The organism is Candidatus Zixiibacteriota bacterium, assembly GCA_040753875.1.
In the GTDB taxonomy this organism is placed as follows: Bacteria; Zixibacteria; MSB-5A5; order GN15; family FEB-12; genus DATKJY01.
The window spans coordinates 105,909-122,093 of sequence record JBFMDV010000024.1 but is presented as its reverse complement, the minus strand read 5'-3'; the positions used below and the strand labels follow the sequence as shown (position 1 = coordinate 122,093).

Annotated in this window: 12 protein-coding genes; 8 read left to right on the top strand and 4 right to left on the bottom strand. The window is 56.6% G+C overall.

What is annotated here, in order from left to right; translation table 11 throughout:
* Positions 1 to 226 precede the first annotated feature (226 nt).
* The 4 genes from AB1644_08920 to AB1644_08905 are packed head-to-tail and all read right to left on the bottom strand — an operon-like array spanning position 227 to position 6,732.
* Positions 227 to 3,958 (bottom strand): molybdopterin-dependent oxidoreductase, encoded by a 3,732-nt coding sequence (locus tag AB1644_08920; GenBank protein MEW6051164.1) that lies wholly within the window; start codon positions 3,956 to 3,958, stop codon positions 227 to 229.
* 7 nt (positions 3,959 to 3,965) lie between these two features.
* Positions 3,966 to 5,723 carry an NADH-quinone oxidoreductase subunit NuoF gene (locus AB1644_08915; protein MEW6051163.1) on the bottom strand — a complete coding sequence of 586 codons (1,758 nt, stop codon included), beginning with the start codon at positions 5,721 to 5,723 and terminating at the stop codon, positions 3,966 to 3,968.
* Between the two features lie 2 nt (positions 5,724 to 5,725).
* The gene (gene nuoE / locus AB1644_08910) at positions 5,726 to 6,232 is read right to left on the bottom strand and encodes an NADH-quinone oxidoreductase subunit NuoE (protein MEW6051162.1); all 507 of its coding nucleotides are present in this window, start codon (positions 6,230 to 6,232) and stop codon (positions 5,726 to 5,728) included.
* An 11-nt stretch (positions 6,233 to 6,243) separates the two neighbouring features.
* Entirely contained in the window at positions 6,244 to 6,732 is a 489-nt protein-coding gene (locus tag AB1644_08905) for an Lrp/AsnC ligand binding domain-containing protein (GenBank protein MEW6051161.1), read from the bottom strand.
* 316 nt (positions 6,733 to 7,048) lie between these two features.
* On the opposite strand from AB1644_08905, the gene queG reads away from it, so the two are divergent.
* Genes queG through AB1644_08865 form a run of 8 tightly spaced genes read left to right on the top strand, consistent with a single transcriptional unit; the run spans position 7,049 to position 16,174 of the window.
* Positions 7,049 to 8,005, top strand: a complete 957-nt coding sequence (gene queG, locus AB1644_08900) for a tRNA epoxyqueuosine(34) reductase QueG (protein MEW6051160.1) — start codon at positions 7,049 to 7,051, stop codon at positions 8,003 to 8,005.
* A gap of 46 nt (positions 8,006 to 8,051) precedes the next feature.
* Positions 8,052 to 8,708 (top strand): ribulose-phosphate 3-epimerase, encoded by a 657-nt coding sequence (rpe, locus tag AB1644_08895; GenBank protein MEW6051159.1) that lies wholly within the window; start codon positions 8,052 to 8,054, stop codon positions 8,706 to 8,708.
* 1 nt (position 8,709) lies between these two features.
* Positions 8,710 to 10,377: a glucose-6-phosphate isomerase gene (locus AB1644_08890; protein MEW6051158.1), complete on the top strand. Its 1,668-nt coding sequence runs from the start codon at positions 8,710 to 8,712 to the stop codon at positions 10,375 to 10,377.
* A gap of 21 nt (positions 10,378 to 10,398) precedes the next feature.
* On the top strand, positions 10,399 to 12,348 hold the full coding sequence (locus tag AB1644_08885; protein ID MEW6051157.1) for a transketolase: 1,950 nt from the start codon (positions 10,399 to 10,401) through the stop codon (positions 12,346 to 12,348).
* Positions 12,345 to 13,241 (top strand): phosphogluconate dehydrogenase (NAD(+)-dependent, decarboxylating), encoded by an 897-nt coding sequence (gnd, locus tag AB1644_08880; protein ID MEW6051156.1) that lies wholly within the window; start codon positions 12,345 to 12,347, stop codon positions 13,239 to 13,241. Before AB1644_08885 ends, gnd begins: the two co-directional genes overlap by 4 nt.
* Positions 13,241 to 14,785: a glucose-6-phosphate dehydrogenase gene (gene zwf / locus AB1644_08875; GenBank protein ID MEW6051155.1), complete on the top strand. Its 1,545-nt coding sequence runs from the start codon at positions 13,241 to 13,243 to the stop codon at positions 14,783 to 14,785. The genes gnd and zwf overlap by 1 nt, the downstream gene beginning before the upstream one ends.
* Positions 14,782 to 15,828, top strand: a complete 1,047-nt coding sequence (locus tag AB1644_08870) for a glucose-6-phosphate dehydrogenase assembly protein OpcA (GenBank protein ID MEW6051154.1) — start codon at positions 14,782 to 14,784, stop codon at positions 15,826 to 15,828. Before zwf ends, AB1644_08870 begins: the two co-directional genes overlap by 4 nt.
* 25 nt (positions 15,829 to 15,853) lie before the next feature.
* Entirely contained in the window at positions 15,854 to 16,174 is a 321-nt protein-coding gene (locus AB1644_08865; protein MEW6051153.1) for a heavy metal-binding domain-containing protein, read from the top strand.
* The last annotated feature ends 11 nt before the right edge of the window (positions 16,175 to 16,185 follow it).

Sequence of the window (16,185 nt, the reverse complement as noted above, 5' to 3'; positions counted from 1 at the left end):
ATGATAATATACTTCGGCAGAAAAGACAAGAAACTGCTTGAAGTCTGAACGTGCCTTACTGTATCCACGAAAGTGCACGACGCCGGCAAAAGCAGTGGCCCGTGGTCGCCTTGTTATCACATTGAGATACAATGCGTTATGAGATAATCATAAGAAGTGATATTCACACAAACAAAACGGCCGGCTCAAAACAAGCTGGCCGTCGATAGGTCAATAGTAAAGGGTATCATGCCCGGATGAGCTTCATCCGGTCGGCCATCCGGGAGTCAATTTCGATAACGCTTCCTACGCCTGCTTTACTCGGTGAGACAAGGTCTGAATACGTTACAAAATGCGCCTTGCCGTCGGAAGTTGCGAACCGGGAATCCAGTTTGCCGCAGACGCCGGATTGACGGCAGAGAAATTCCAATTCGCTCGACAGCTCATCGAAATTCTCCAGCCCAACATGGTGCCCCAATAGCTCGGAAAGCTGCTTGAGCATGTCGACATTGCTCACGCCATTCTGCGGTGAACTGATCGGCGATACTGATTGCCGGAGCCCTGACCAGTTGGTGAGGTGCCCTTCCGATTCCAAATACGATGACATGGGAAGGAAGACATCGGACATCTGTGCCGTTTCCGTCAGGAACAGGTCGGCCACTACCAGGAACTCCAGATTGTCAACGAAGGGGTTGAATTCGGGAGAAGCCGACGGGTTTTCTCCGAACACGAGTGCCGCGCGGATCTTGTCCTCGCGCATCTTACGCGGGATGTTGGTGCTTGTCTGACTGACGAAGCTTTTCAAGTCAGTTCGCCAGAGCGACGCCACCTCGGCAAGCAGCTTCTCATGGCCGACAGTGACACCGCCTGGCAGCAGTCGATTATCGAATCCGGCCAGATGCGTTCCGGTATGATTGCACTGGCTCGACATGAGTGCTAATCCGGAGCCGTTACCCATCTTGCCGAGCACCATAAGCAGTGTGACCAGGGCTTTGAGATCATCAGTCGCCCGGTCGATGCGGCTGTCGAGATTGTACCATGCGACCACCTTCTTGTCGGGGTCGGACACCAAGTCAACCATGCTGAGAATTGTCGCGCGGGCGACTCCTGTGATTGACACGATCTCATCGAGAGAGTGCTTGCCGACCGCAGCCATGATCTGATCGAAATTGGTGGTGTGTTCGGTAATGAACGCCTGGTTGACCTTCCCTTGACGGATCACCTCGCTGATAACGCCGTTCAGGAGCAGCGTGGCTGTGCCGCGTCGGGCATCGGCCCATGCGGTGGCGTAGGCAGTCAGGTCTATTTCGGCGGAGTTAATGACGACTGATTGTGTTCCGTGGCGCATCCGGCGCTTCATTTGCCAGCCGAGTACCGGATTGTCGATAGTGGGGTTGCCGCCGAGGAACAGGTACAGGTCGGCGTTCTCGATCTCCTTCTCACGGACCGTCGACAACGTAGCTCCCAACATGTCGTCAAGCGCGTGGTAATCGGCCTCGGTAGCCAGATGATGGAAAGAAGCGAGGTTATTGGTGCCGATTGCCGCACGGGCCAATCGACCGGCCAGATACAACTCCTCATCGGTCATTTTCGGAGAGGCAGACACCATTACCTGATCCGGCGTATGGTCCTCGAGGATGCGGTTGAGTCCTTTCTTGACCGCGGCTAACGCGTCAGGCCAACTGGTCTCAACCAGCTTGCCTCCCTTACGGACCATCGGCACTGTCTTGCGGCTGCCGTCGAGATAATGCTGGTAGCCGAATCGTCCCCGGATGCAGAGTTCTCCGCGGTTCGGACCAAGCTCAGGAGGAGCGCCGACGACATAGAACAGATCCGGAGTTTTGACTTTGAGCGTGATATTACAGCCGACGGAGCAGTAGTTGCAGATATTGTTTGATGATTCCATTTTCCAAGGCCCCGACCGCCGGAACGGCATTTTCTCTACCAAAGCCCCGGTAGGACAAACGTCGATGCAGTTGCCGCATGACACGCAGTTGGTCTCGTGGAGCGCCTTGTCCAGAGCCGGTTTGACGATCGTCCGGAAACCGCGATTGACGAATCCAAGGGCGGAGACGTTGAGTATCTCGGCACAGGTCATGACACAGCGACCGCAGCGGATGCACTTGTTCGAGTCGATTTTGACAAACGGATGGCGCGAGTCGACTTTGTACTTATTGTAATCGCCGACGAAGCGGGTCTGGTCCACGCCGTATTCGGTGCAGTAATCCTGCAAAAGGCAGGCCAGGCCAACGTCGCAGCCGCATTCGGCGCACCGAAGGGATTCCTCGAATGCGGTCTGGTCATCGTACGGAAGGTCGACCTCGTCGAAGGTCCTGATTCGCTCCGCTACCGACAGTTCGGGAATCGAGTGTCGTTCACTTCGCTCGATAGCCGGCAGGTCCTGCGCCGTCATCTTGTGGAAATTGTCGCGTCGGCTTTCAAACCGGTCAACAAATGGCTCCACAATGCCGGTCTTGATATACTTGTCGATGGCGCGAGCCGCCATGCGTCCTGCGGCGATGGCATCGATAGCGTCGGCCGGTCCGGTGACCACGTCGCCGCCGGCAAAGACACCGGGCCGGTCGGTGTCGAAAGTGCCATCCTTGGCCGTTATGGTCTGCCACTTGGTGACCTTGATCTTCTCATCACTCTTGACACCATCGAGATTCGGCTCCTGGCCGATAGCAGAAATAACCCAGTCGCATTCCAGCGTGTATTCGGACCCCTTTTGCGGCACCGGGCGGCGACGTCCGCTGGCGTCCGGCTCCCCAAGTTCCATGCGGATACAGTCGATTGACTTCATGCGGCCGTCATTCACGTTCACACGCACAGGGGCGGCCAAAATCTCAAGTTTGATACCTTCGTGTTCGGCTGCCTCGATCTCCACCTGATTGGCGGGCATTTCGGTGCGCGTACGACGGTACAGGAGGACAACTTCATCCGCGCCCAGTCTGAGCGAGGTACGGGCAGCATCAATTGCCGTGTTTCCGCCGCCGACCACTACCACTTTACCATTGACGGGCGGGTTCGTTTTCATTTGGACCTGTTTCAGGAACTCTACGCCGGAAAGTACGCCTTCGGCCTCTTCGTTCTCGACCTGCATCGGTTTGCCCATCTGAGCGCCCAGGCCGATAAACACGGCTTTGAAACCCTGCTTGAAGAGAGTGTCGATAGTGAAGTCCTTGCCCAGTGCCGAATTGAGCTTGAGTTCGACGCCGAGATCAAGAATCCAGTTGATCTCTTTGTCCAGAACTGCCTTGGGAAGTCGGTATTCCGGAATGCCGTAACGAAGCATCCCGCCGGGATTTGGGAGAGCTTCGAAAATGGTGGGACGGTATCCCTCCGCAACCAGGTAATACGCGCAGGTCAGACCGGCCGGGCCGGACCCGACAATGGCCACTGGTACGCCGTTGTCCGGCTTCACTTCGGGGGTCCACATCTGGCCAATCATATCCTGGTCAGAGGCATACCGCTTGAGGAAGTCTATCCCTACCGGGGCGTCGATGAGCGATCGTCGGCAGTTCACCTCGCATTTGCGGGTGCAGACGCGGCCGCACACCGACGGCAGCGGATTCTTCTCCTTAATGAGCGCCACCGCCTCTTTGAATTTCCCAAGGTTGATGAGCGACATGTACCCTTGGATATCCACATCGGCCGGGCAATTCAGGCGGCATGGACCGAAGCAGTCGGCATAGTGATCGGACAGCAGCAGTTCGAGGCAGGTCTTGCGTGCGCGCGTGACTTTCTCCGAACGGGTTTGTACCTTCATCCCGTCGGTCACCTTGGTCGCGCACGCGGGGAAGAGGCGAGACTGCCCTTCTACTTCCACTACACAGAGGAAGCAGGATCCGAACGGGGGGAGCTTGTCATCGTAACAGAGGGTTGGGATGTTGTCGATCTTCTGCTCGCGGCAAACCTGCAGAATCGTCTTGTCCGTCGAGGCGGTTATTGTACGTCCATTTATTGTCAGATTGGCCATGTCGTCCTCAGAGTTTCTCCACCGAATCGAAACGGCAAACCGTGAAGCATTTGCCGCATTTGATGCACTTGTCCTGGTCGATCACGTGAAGTTGCTTTTTCTCGCCGGTGATCGCCTCAGTTGGACAGGCGCGCGCACAGACGGTGCAGCCGGTGCACTTGTCGGTAATCGTGTACGTCAGAAGGGCCGGGCAAACATGCGCGGGGCATTTCTTGTCGACGATGTGTGCAACGTATTCATCGCGGAAATACTTGAGTGTGGTCACCACCGGATTGGGGGCGGTCTGGCCAAGTCCGCAAAGAGATGCCGACTTTACCTGATCGCTCAGTTCGGACAAATTGTCCAGGTCTTCAAGTGTCCCCTTGCCCATGGTAATGCGGTCAAGGATCTCCAGCATCCGCTTGGTGCCAATACGGCAGAACGTACATTTGCCGCATGATTCCGCCTGGGTGAACGTCAGAAAGAATTTGGCGACATCCACCATGCAGGTGGTTTCGTCCATCACGATCAACCCGCCGGAGCCCATGATAGCGCCGGTCTTGTTGATCTGCTGGTAGTCAATCGGCAGTTCGCACATGGCGGCCGGGATACAGCCGCCCGATGGCCCGCCCATCTGCACGGCCTTGAACTTGCGGTCGTTGACGATACCGCCGCAGATATCGAAGATGATCGAGTTGATGGTGATTCCCATCGGAACCTCGACCAAACCGGTCCGCTTGACCTTGCCGGCCATGGCGAACACTTTGGTCCCCTTGGAATCGTTGGTGCCATAGGCGGCGAACGCTGCGCCGCCGTTCAGGATTATCCACGGGATGTTAGCGAATGTTTCGACGTTGTTAATGTTGGTCGGTTTCCCCCAGAGGCCGGCCTGCGCCGGGAAGGGGGGACGGAAACGTGGCATGCCGCGACGCCCCTCAATTGAGGCGATCAGCGCCGTTTCTTCGCCACAGACGAACGCGCCGGCCCCTTCTTTAATGCGGATCGTGAAGGTGAAATTCGAGCCGAGTATTTTCTCACCGAGGAACCCACGGGCTTGTGCCTTGGCGATTGCCTGGCGAAGCCGTGCCACTGCTTTCGGATACTCCGCGCGGCAGTAGATGTACGCCTCGTCGGAGCCGATCGCAAAGCCGGCGATGATCATTCCCTCTAGCACCGAATGCGGATCGCTCTCCAAAACGGAACGGTCCATAAAGGCGCCCGGGTCGCCCTCGTCAGCATTGCAGATGATATATTTCTTATCGCCGGCATTACCGCGCGTCAATTTCCATTTGGTGCCGGTAGGGAACCCACCACCGCCACGGCCGCGCAGGCCGGATGTGATGACTTCGTTTATGACCTGTTCGGGTGTCATTCCCTTCAGAACTTTTCCCAGAGCGGTGTAGCCGCCTTTGGCGATGTATTCATCGATCGACCCCGGATCGATATGGCCGCAGTTGCGCAGTACGATCCGGACTTGGTTTTCGAAGAATCCTTTTTCGCGGTCCTTGCCGCGGACCAGCCATTCATCGATGCTCTGGTCTTTCAGTACGTCTTCTTCGACTATCCGCCCCACACGATCCGGCGAGACTTCGCCGTACAGCCGGCGAATGCCGTTGCCGTTTGAGATCTCCACCAGCACTTCGCGATAACACATGCCGATACAGCCGGTCTCTTTGAGCTCGAACGCGCCGGGCCGTTCGCGGAGTTCATCCTGAAACGCCCTGTATACTTTTTCGCCGCCGGCCGATATGCCGCAGGTGCCAAGCCCGATCGTCACTGTCTTCATGATTAAGCTTCGACCTCTGCTTTCCGGGCCTGGCGCGCCTTGTGTTTGTAATCGCGAAGCACCTTGCGGAGCTTGGCGGAGTTCAAACGGCCGAAGGTCTCGCTGTTGATCGTAATGCATGGCGCCAGCGAACAGCAGCCGATGCACGCCACGGACAGCAAGCTGAAATTACCGTCATCGGAGGTGTCGTCATAGTTCAGCCCCAACTCGTCCTGTATGGTGGCATATACTTCCTTGGCGCCGTTGACATGGCAGGCGGTACCGTTGCAGACTTTGATGACGTTTTTCCCGAGCGGCTTGGTGCGGAACTGAGCGTAGAACGTGACCACACCATATATATCCGCGGCTGGAACTCCGGTGACGTGGCTGATATAATCGATGGCCTTTTCAGAGACAAAGCCGTAAGTGTCCTGAGCCGACTGCAGGAGGGGGATGAGCGCACCGGCGTGACCGTCGAATTTCCACAGATCGACGTTGAACGGTTTGAATTCGGTGGAGGTATCTGACATGGCGTGTCCTCTTAGAGTTGCCTCAGGTCGATGATGCGGTCATGTTTGAGCCGTAACACGCCCTCCAGCGAGCGTATTTTCTCGGCGATGGTGTTTTCGACGGCGCTGAATCGCGGTCCTCGTATTACCGCCACCACATCGCAGCCGCCGGTCGTAGCGGAACAGAAGTGTGTTTCAGACAGGGCGGCAATCGACTCGCGGACCGATTCCCTGCGACAAGCCTCAGCTTCGATGAACACGTACGCATACGACAGACTGGGATCAAAGATCGCACCGGTGTCGCCGTTATCGACAATGTCGTAGCGCAGGAGTTCGTCCAAACCGATGAGAGACTTGATGGCATCAGGCGTAGCAGCAGGTTTCGTTTTGATGACGAGGTGGACGTGACCATCAACCGCATCCCAACGAATTATCGGTTGCAGGCTGTCGAGCAGCTTGACGGCCGGGAGCAACTGTTCCGGGTCGGTGAAGCGGGCCAGAAGATAAGCGCCAGCGCTCATAAAGGGTTCCTCATATTATCATCTACGGTAGGCCAGGGCCGATTCTGAAGACGGAATTGGGATAAAATGGAGATTGTTTCAGTCGCGGGCAAAACGAATCGGTTGAACGGCATAAGCTGTCATACTACTCTATTGTTACTTTTGTCACAAGTATAGAAAAGCGCGACAAGCTTGTCAATAATGTGGCGACAAACCACGGGTGGTTTACGGAGTTCTCCTACTTTCGAGTACATGATTTCGTGTATTCAGTAGGGACGCAATGAATCGGCAGAAATCCATACTGAAATGAACAGATTGACCGTACATTTGGCAGGTTATGCTCAATTCAGTGCGCGTGAAAGAGTTGGCGTTTGCAGCGGGGTTCGATCTGTGCGGCATTACTACGCCCGAAGTGATACCTGAGGCAAAGGAACGACTGCTGGCATGGCTGGAGTCCGGATACCATGGCGAGATGAGCTATATGGCAAAGGAGCCGGAGCGACGTTATGACCCGCAAAAGGTGATGAAGTCGGTTCGCTCGATCATTGTGCTTGGACTGAATTACTTTCAGAAGAATAACGCGGAAACGGCAGACGATCATGGGCGGGTTTCGCGATATGCACGGGGGAGAGACTATCACAAGGTCATTGCCGCCAGGATCAAGAAGTTGGTCGGGATGCTCGAGCAGGAGGACGCACACGATGTTCCGGCCATCCGATGGTTTGTCGACTATGGCCCCTTGTTGGAACGCGCCTACGCCGAAAAAGCCGGGCTTGGGTATATCGGGCGAAATAGCATGCTCATTAATCACCAGTTCGGTTCTTGGTTCTTTCTCGCCGAGATTCTGACCGATGCCGGGTTGGAGGCCGATATTCCGAAGGCGTTCGTTCATGGACGGTGCGGAAAGTGTCGTCGCTGTATTGAAGCCTGCCCCACGGGTGCAATCGTGGGAGACAAGACGATCGACGCCACGAAGTGCATATCGTATTTGACAATCGAGCGGCCATCGCAGATTCCGAATGCATTGGCGTCGGAAATGGGAGACCTGATCTTTGGCTGCGATATCTGCCAGGAGGTATGTCCGCACAACGGACGCGCCGTGGTCACCGGGCACGATGAGTTCCTGCCACCGAACGGGGTGGGAGAGTTTCTGGATGCGCGGAAAGTACTGGCGCTGCAATCGAGAGAGGCATTCCTCAAGCTCACCGCCGGAACTCCATTGACCAGGCCAAAGGAGGACGGGCTGAAACGGAATGCGAGCATCGTGCTGGCGAATCGCAAGTCGTCGTCATAGTCAAATTTAGGTTGCCAAGGAGACCGGAATAGCCCAACTTTGCGCCATGGTTCAAATAGCGCCGTCGGTCCTGGGGGCGGACTTCGCCCGGCTTGGAGAAGAGATCACCAGCGCCGAAAAAGCCGGTATCCGGATGTTTCATCTGGATATCATGGATGGGCATTTCGTGCCGAACATTTCATTCGGACCGGCGGTAGTCAGAACCGTAGACAAGCTGACGGATCGGTTCCTTGATGTTCACCTGATGCTTTCCGAACCGGAGAAGTACTTCGAACCGTTTGCGCTGGCCGGAGCCGACAACATCACGTTTCATCTGGAGGTGCACCCTGACCCTATCGCCATGTCGGAGCAGGTGAAAAAGCTGGGTGTGAAGGCCGGCATATCCATTAATCCGGATACGTCCATCGAGCGTGTGCTGCCGTATTTGGGGCATTTCGATTATCTGCTGATCATGTCCGTGTTTCCGGGGTTCGGCGGTCAGCAGTTCATGCCGTCGGCGCTTGCCAAGATCGCGTCGGCGAGAAAGTATGTCGATCAAAACCACCTCGGCACGCTGATCGAAGTGGATGGGGGAGTAGATGGGTCCACGGCACTGGAGGTAATGCGGCACGGTGCCGACATACTGGTGATGGGAACAGCCTTTTTCCGGCAGCAGGATCGCAAACAATTCGTCGAGTCCATACTACACAGAGTACAAAGTTAACATGAAAAACCGAAGTTCGCTTGAGGTGACCGCCGGCCCGATCGCTAAGGAGTTCAACCGGCTGTTATCGAGGGGTGTAAAGACCCAACTCGTCCCTCGCATAATGGGTCGAGACGCCGCCGTGTTCACCACCAATGCTGCCACCAGAAAACTCATTGTGAATCGACTGGGGTGGACCGATGTTGCGTCGTCGATGCGGGGTCGGGTCGTTGAGATAGAACGATTCGGCCGGCAGGTGTTCGCCGACGGCATCAGGCACGTGGTGCTGGCCGGGATGGGGGGATCGTCACTGTGTCCCGAGGTATTCAAACTGATGTTCGGCAAGCACCCGAAACTCGCGTCATTTGATGTCCTCGATGCCACTGACCCGGTGGCTGTCGGACGTCTGGCACTGAAGCTTGATCTGCACAGGTCGCTGTTCATCATTGCGTCGAAATCGGGCGGCACGATCGAGACCCGCTCGCACGAAGCGTTCTTTCTGGACCTGCTGGCACGTGAAGGGATCAGGAATATTGGGAAGCACTTTGTGGCGATAACCGACAAGGGTAGCAATCTGGAGAAATTCGCGCGGCGACGCAAGTACCGAAAAGTGTTTGTGAATCCGTCGGATATCGGCGGACGCTACTCCGCGCTGTCATTTTTCGGACTGGTACCGGGATTCCTTGCAGGTGTGGACCTGACAAAGCTGCTCGTTGACGCGGTATCGATGGAGAACATCCTCCGCGAACGAATCGATGAATCCAACCCGGCGCTTATCCTTGGCGCGGCACTGGCCGCTGGAGCAAGAGGCGGGCGTGACAAGTTGACTTTCCGGGCATCGTCTAAGGCAGCTCCCCTGATTCCCTGGATTGAGCAGTTGATCGCCGAATCGACCGGCAAGAAGGGGAAGGGGATCGTGCCGATTGAAGCAGAGCCGATGCTTGATGCGAAGAAATATGGTAAGGACAGAGTATTCGTCGCGCTGAGAATGGCGGGAGAGCGCCCGCCGGTCCCAGGATCGGTTGGCGATTTGTTGCCACGGCTTGATCTTGTAATAGGTGATCGTTCCCAGTTGGGTAGTCAGTTCCTCCTCTGGGAGGCGGCTACAGCCGTCGCGGGTTATTCCCTTGACATCAATCCGTTCGATGAACCGAACGTGACCGAGAGCAAGGAAAACACGAAACGGATTCTGGCCGGGCTGGAGAAAACCGGGCGGTTTCCATTCGATCGCGCTGGTGACATGATCGCGCGGCACGAGCATGAAGCGGTGCGCGTGATTCGCAAACATCTTCGTTCCATCCGACCTCCGGCCTATGTGACATTCCTTTGTTATTTCCCCTCGGACAAGAACACCGAAGATTCACTCGCGAAGATCAGGGGGCTGGTGTCTGGTCGTACCAAAGTCGCGACGCTCCGTGGCTACGGCCCTCGGTACTTACACTCGATCGGTCAGCTCTATAAGGGAGGACCCAAAGAGGGGCTCTTTGTCGTTTTGCTGCGTGAAGAGTATTCTGACCTGGTGATCCCGGGTCAATCGTTCGGCTTTGGCCAGTTGATCAGAGCCCAGGCACTGGGTGACGCCCAGGCACTTATCAAACGGAAATTCCCTACGCTGGTGCTCGCGATCGACGGCGAGCCTGCCGACGGGCTGAAATCGTTACTGGGTCTGGTCCGCAAGGCACTCAACTGACGAAAGGACAAGTACAGAACCATGTTTGATTCATGGCGCGGATTCACCGAGAAGTCACTGTCGCCTGACTGGCGCCGCACTCTCACCGAAAAGGCGCGTCAGGCACGCGGCGAGATCATCAAGATGACCACGGTGGCCGCCTCCGGGCATCCGGGCGGCTCCATGTCGTCGTTGGAGATGTACCTTCTGCTGTATCACTTTGCAAAGGTCGATCCTAAGGATCCGTATCGCGATGATCGCGACCGCGTGATTATCTCACACGGTCACACGTCGCCGGGTGCGTATTGTGCACTTGCGTCGGCCGGATTTTTCGACATATACCCAGCCCTGCACGGTTTTCGACAGGCCGGTTCGCCATTTGAGGGACATGTCGAACGCTCAGTTCCGGGTATCGAATGGGATACCGGCAATCTGGGCCAGGGGCTTTCGGTTGGATGCGGCAAGGCTCTCTACGCTCGCCTGTCAGGCAAGAATTTTCACACTTATGTGATGATGGGGGACGGCGAGCAGCAAAAAGGGCAGATCGCTGAGGCGCGTCGATTCGCGCTGAAATACAAACTCTCGCGACTCACGGCGCTGGTCGATTTCAATAGACTGCAGATTTCCGGTAAGGTCACAGACATTATGCCTCAGGCCATCCGCGCGAATTGGGAATCGGACGGCTGGACCGTGGTTGAAGTTGACGCTCACGATCTCGATCAGGTCTACACAGCGCTGTTCAACGCCACCCATGCCGGTGGTGTACCGGTCATGATCCTGGCGCATTCCGTGATGGGGAAGGGGGTTTCGTTCATGGAGAACGACGAAAATTATCACGGCGCGGCGCTCTCGGTGGACCTGGCGAGGAAAGCCTTTGTAGAACTTGGCGGAACCTCCGATGATCTCGACGAGCTGATAGCTCGTCGCAAGCAGGGGCCGCCCTCACCGTTTCAGGTCAAACGGCCTGCGTATCCAAAGGTCGAGTCGGGAAAGCCAATTACCTACTCATCCGATGATAAGCTGGATAACCGGAGCGCGTTCGGAAAAGCACTGGTATCGGTGGCCGAAGCCAACATGGCTGGGCAGGGATTTGTCATGGGGGTGTTCGATTGCGACCTGGCCAAATCAGTAAAGCTCGATGGTTTCGCCAAGCGATTTCCCGCCGTATTTCATCAATGCGGTATCACAGAACACAGCACCGCGGCGATGGCCGGGGCATTTTCGAGCGAGCAGGTGGTCGCGGTCTGGGCGGACTTTGGCGTGTTCGGTATCGATGAAACCTACAACCAGGCGCGTCTCAACGATATCAACCACTCAAATCTCAAGCTGTTCTGCACGCACTCCGGTGTCATGGTGGGTGAAGACGGTAAGACCCACCAGTGTATCGATTATTTCGCGTTGCTCAATTCTACGTTCGGATGGAAGGTCATTACGCCGGCCGATCCGAACCAGACCGACCGGGTGGTGCGGTATGTCCTGTCGGTCCCTGGTAACTATGCCGTGATTATGGGGCGCTCGGTCGCGCCGATCATCACCGATGAGTCCGGACGGGCATACTTCGGTGACACGTATGAATACCGATACGGCCGCACGGAGCGATTGCGACTCGGCGAGCAAGTGGCGCTCGTATCGGCAGGGAACATATTGCCGACAGCGCTCCAGGCGTGGACATCCCTTGAAACCGAAGGGATCCGGATCACACTAATCAGTCTGTCTGACTGGTCCGACCTGCATCATGACGACCTTATAGCGATCGCGCGCTACCCGAACGTTATCGTACTGGAAGACCACAACGTCAAGACCGGTCTCGGGAATGCGATAGCGGCTTCCCTTTTTGAGATGGGGATCAGCACGCGACTCATTAGAATGGGGGTGACGAAGTACGCGTCGTCCGGCAAGCCTGATGAGTTGTACAAGCTGCTGGGAATCGATGCTGCCTCGGTGGCCTCGAAAGTTCGTTCACTTCTGATCGAAAGTGGTGTGTCGCGATGACAGTAGGATTCGTAGGTCTCGGCAAGATGGGTCTCAATATGGTGACCCGCCTCCAACAGGGCGGACACCAGGTTGTTGCGTTCAACAGGAGCCGCCCGCCGGTTGACGAAGCGGTCAAAGTTGGCGCTATCGGAGCATCGTCGCTTGCGGACATGGTTTCCAAGCTGGCCCCGAAACGCGTGGTCTGGGTAATGGTGCCATCGGGCGATGCCACCGAAACCGTGATCTTCGACCTAGTTCCATTGTTGTCACCGGGAGATATTCTCATCGACGGCGGCAACAGCAACTTTCACGACACCAAGCGTCGGTCGTCGACGCTGGCACAGAAGGGTATCACGATGCTGGATGCCGGGACGTCGGGTGGCATCTGGGGGCTGAAGGTTGGGTACTGCCTGATGGTGGGCGGCGATGCCGCGGCTTGTGCGCATGTAGAGCCGATATTCAGAACGCTCGCGCCGACCGATGGTTATCTCCGCGCCGGGGAGTCGGGGGCGGGACACTATGTCAAGATGATCCACAACGGAATCGAATACGGAATGATGCAGGCGTACGCCGAGGGATTTGAGATCCTGAAAGCATCCGAGTACAATGTCGATCTGGCGGCAGTGGCAAAACTGTGGAATCATGGGTCGGTGGTGCGGTCGTGGCTTCTGGAGTTGGCGCAACGAGCGTTCGAAGATGACCCGCAGCTTGAAAGGCTGCGCGGGTATGTCGCCGATTCGGGCGAGGGGAGATGGACCGTTCAGGAGGCGATCGACCGTGACGTACCGGCTGTCACGCTCGCGTATGCGTTGATGGCGCGATTCCGCTCTCGACAGGATGATTCCTTCGGGGCCAAAGTGCTCGCCGCGCTCCGCAATCAGTTTGGTGGGCATGCCGTCAAGGAGAAATAATGTCCGCCGTCAAGGAGACATTCGGCAACCCATTCTCCAGTCAGTTCATGCGAATGCGCCAGGCGGGGCCGTTCCACCTGGTTATCTTCGGCGCTTCCGGCGATCTGACGCAGCGCAAATTGATCCCGGCCCTTTTCAATCTGTTCCTGGATGGATACGCCGCGGACCAGTTTTCGATAGTCGGCTTTGCCCGACGCGAAAAATCAGACGAGCAGTTCCGTGCCGAAATGGGCGCAAGCGTTCGCCAGTATTCCCGGCGCCAGCCGGAATCCGAAGAACAATTGCAGCAGTTTCTGGCTCATCTGCATTATGTATCGGGATCGTTCGAGAACGAGGCCGGCTACTATCATTTGAAAGATCGTCTCAAGGCACTGTGTCTATCCTATCAGATGCCTTCAAACGCGCTCTTCTATCTGGCCACCCCGCCTGATGCGTTTCCTGACATCATTAGGAATCTCCATCGGGGCGGACTGGTCAGTCCGGTATTTGATGTGGACGGCTGGACACGAATAGTTGTAGAGAAACCATTCGGGCGAGACACCGCGACAGCATGGGAGCTCAACGGTACGATTCACGCTGCGTTTCGCGAGCGGCAGGTATATCGAATAGATCATTACCTGGGTAAAGAGACTGTCCAGAATATCCTGGTGTTTCGGCTGGGAAATTCGATTTTCGAACCGCTCTGGAATCGCCGTTATATCGACCACGTGCAGATAACCGTGGCGGAATCGCTTGGGGTCGGCTCACGGGCGGGTTATTTCGAGCAAGCGGGTATCATACGGGACATGATCCAGTCTCATATTCTGCAGGTGTTCACGCTTATCGCCATGGAGCCACCCGCCACGTTCGATGCCACCGCCATCCGCGATGAAAAGGTGAAGGTGCTGAAGTCGCTGCATTTGCCGTCACCAGAACAGGTACCGTTTCAGGTTGTGCGCGGCCAGTATTCACCCGGCTCGCTTGGCGGTGAACCGGTGCCGGGATATCTTCAGGAGGCGGGGATCGCTCCCAATTCGTCGACCGAGACATATGTGGCGTTGAAGCTGACGATAGACAACTGGCGCTGGTCCGGCGTGCCGTTTTACATCCGGACCGGCAAACGACTGCCCAAGCGAGTTACCGATGTGGCGATAGTCTTCAAAGAGCCGCCGCACATGATCTTCGACGAGGCCGGCCGCGGCTCTCGTCACACCAACTTGCTGCGACTTCGCCTCCAGCCCCAAGAGGGCATTTCACTGTCCTTTGGCGCCAAGGCGCCGGGGCCGACTGTTAAAGTCGCGCCGGTGCACATGGATTTTATGTATGCCAGTTCGTTTGGGGCATCTTCCACTGAAGCATATGAGCGACTGATACTCGACGCGCTCACCGGCGACTCGACCCTCTTTGCGCGTGAGGATGAGGTGGAGCTGTCCTGGAGTCTTGTGGACCGCATCGTCGCGAACTGGCAGAGTACCAAACTCCACTCTTATTCCGCAGGGGGGTGGGGACCGGAGGCGGCCGACGACCTCCTCAAGCGTGACGCGCGTGACTGGTTGCGGTTATGAGCCTGGCGCCGATCACACCGTATTCCGACCAGGCCGACAGCCTGCCGGTGAATGCAGAGGCCATCGAGCGACGTCTTCACGAGATCTGGCGCCAGATCGGTTCCGAACCGGTGTCTGGTGAGTTGCCGATCAAGGTCTGTCTGGCCACGTGCATCATTGTCACCGACACCGAGGGCCGTAGCGAAGCAGAAGAGTTGGCATCGCAGATCGCCCGTCTGCATCCGTCGCGTATCCTCCTGGTCACTGTCGATGACTCTGTTAGTGAATACACGGCGTACGTAGCCACTAGTTGTACCCGTGACCCGGAGACTCACCAGACGCGCTGCTGGGAGATAATTCAGATACGTTCCGATCAAAAGAGTGTGTGCTATTTGCCAGGAGCGGTCCGGTCACTGGTAGTGGAGTCGGTACCGGTGGTCGTTGTCGATTATCGTCCGTTCCAGACGACACCGGAGCTCGATGCCACCCTGGCCAGACTGACTGACTTCTCGTTCATCAACGCGGAAGTCGTGCCGGCCACGCTTGATAGAAACACTGCCATGCCGTTCCGGTGGTATCGCACGTTTCCGGCGCGTCAACTGCTTGGGGAGCTTTTTGCGGCCGTCCGCGCCAAGTCCCCCGCGTTGCTCCCGGTCCAGTTCTCATTCAAGAGACACGAGGGGAATGGCAGTTGTACGGACCTGCTTTTTGCCTGGGTGTTGTACCGACTGAGCGAGCGAGGCGAGATTACATGGAACGACCGTGGGGTTGATGTACATCTGGGGGACGACGTCATTCGCCTGGTCTGGCGCGAGGCCGGCCTGCTGAGTGAGGATCTTATTGAGATCTTGTTTGACAACGGCAGCCAGGCCTCGCTGTTGCGAAGTGGCCGGTCCGATAGTTCCGATGTCGAATATGAAGCGGTATATGAACATCTGGCTCTGACACGGCGGCTGGCCGAGTTTCCCGTAAGCCAATATGTCATCAGCTCGCTGACCGACACGGCTGAGTTCGATGAGTATACGGCAACCTGTCGAGTCATGATGCAATATCAAATAGAATAGAAACCAGGAGGAATCAGATATGGCAATGCTTGTCACTACCACCAACGTAATCGAAGGAAGAAGAGTGGTTCGTTACCTTGGTCTCGTGTCAGGGGAGGCGATCATGGGGGCCAATATCCTGAAGGACATTTTTGCCGGTATCCGAGACATCGTGGGGGGCCGTTCCCAGGCGTATGAGCAGGAGTTGAGCAAGGCCAAAACGATCGCCCTCGAAGAGATGCAGGCGCGCGCGGCCCAGTTGGGCGCGAATGCCGTCATTGCCGTCGACCTGGACTATGAAACGGTCGGCTCGAACGGCAGTATGTTGATGGTAAGCGCCAGCGGCACGGCAGTGGTCCTGGAATGATCGTTTGTCCG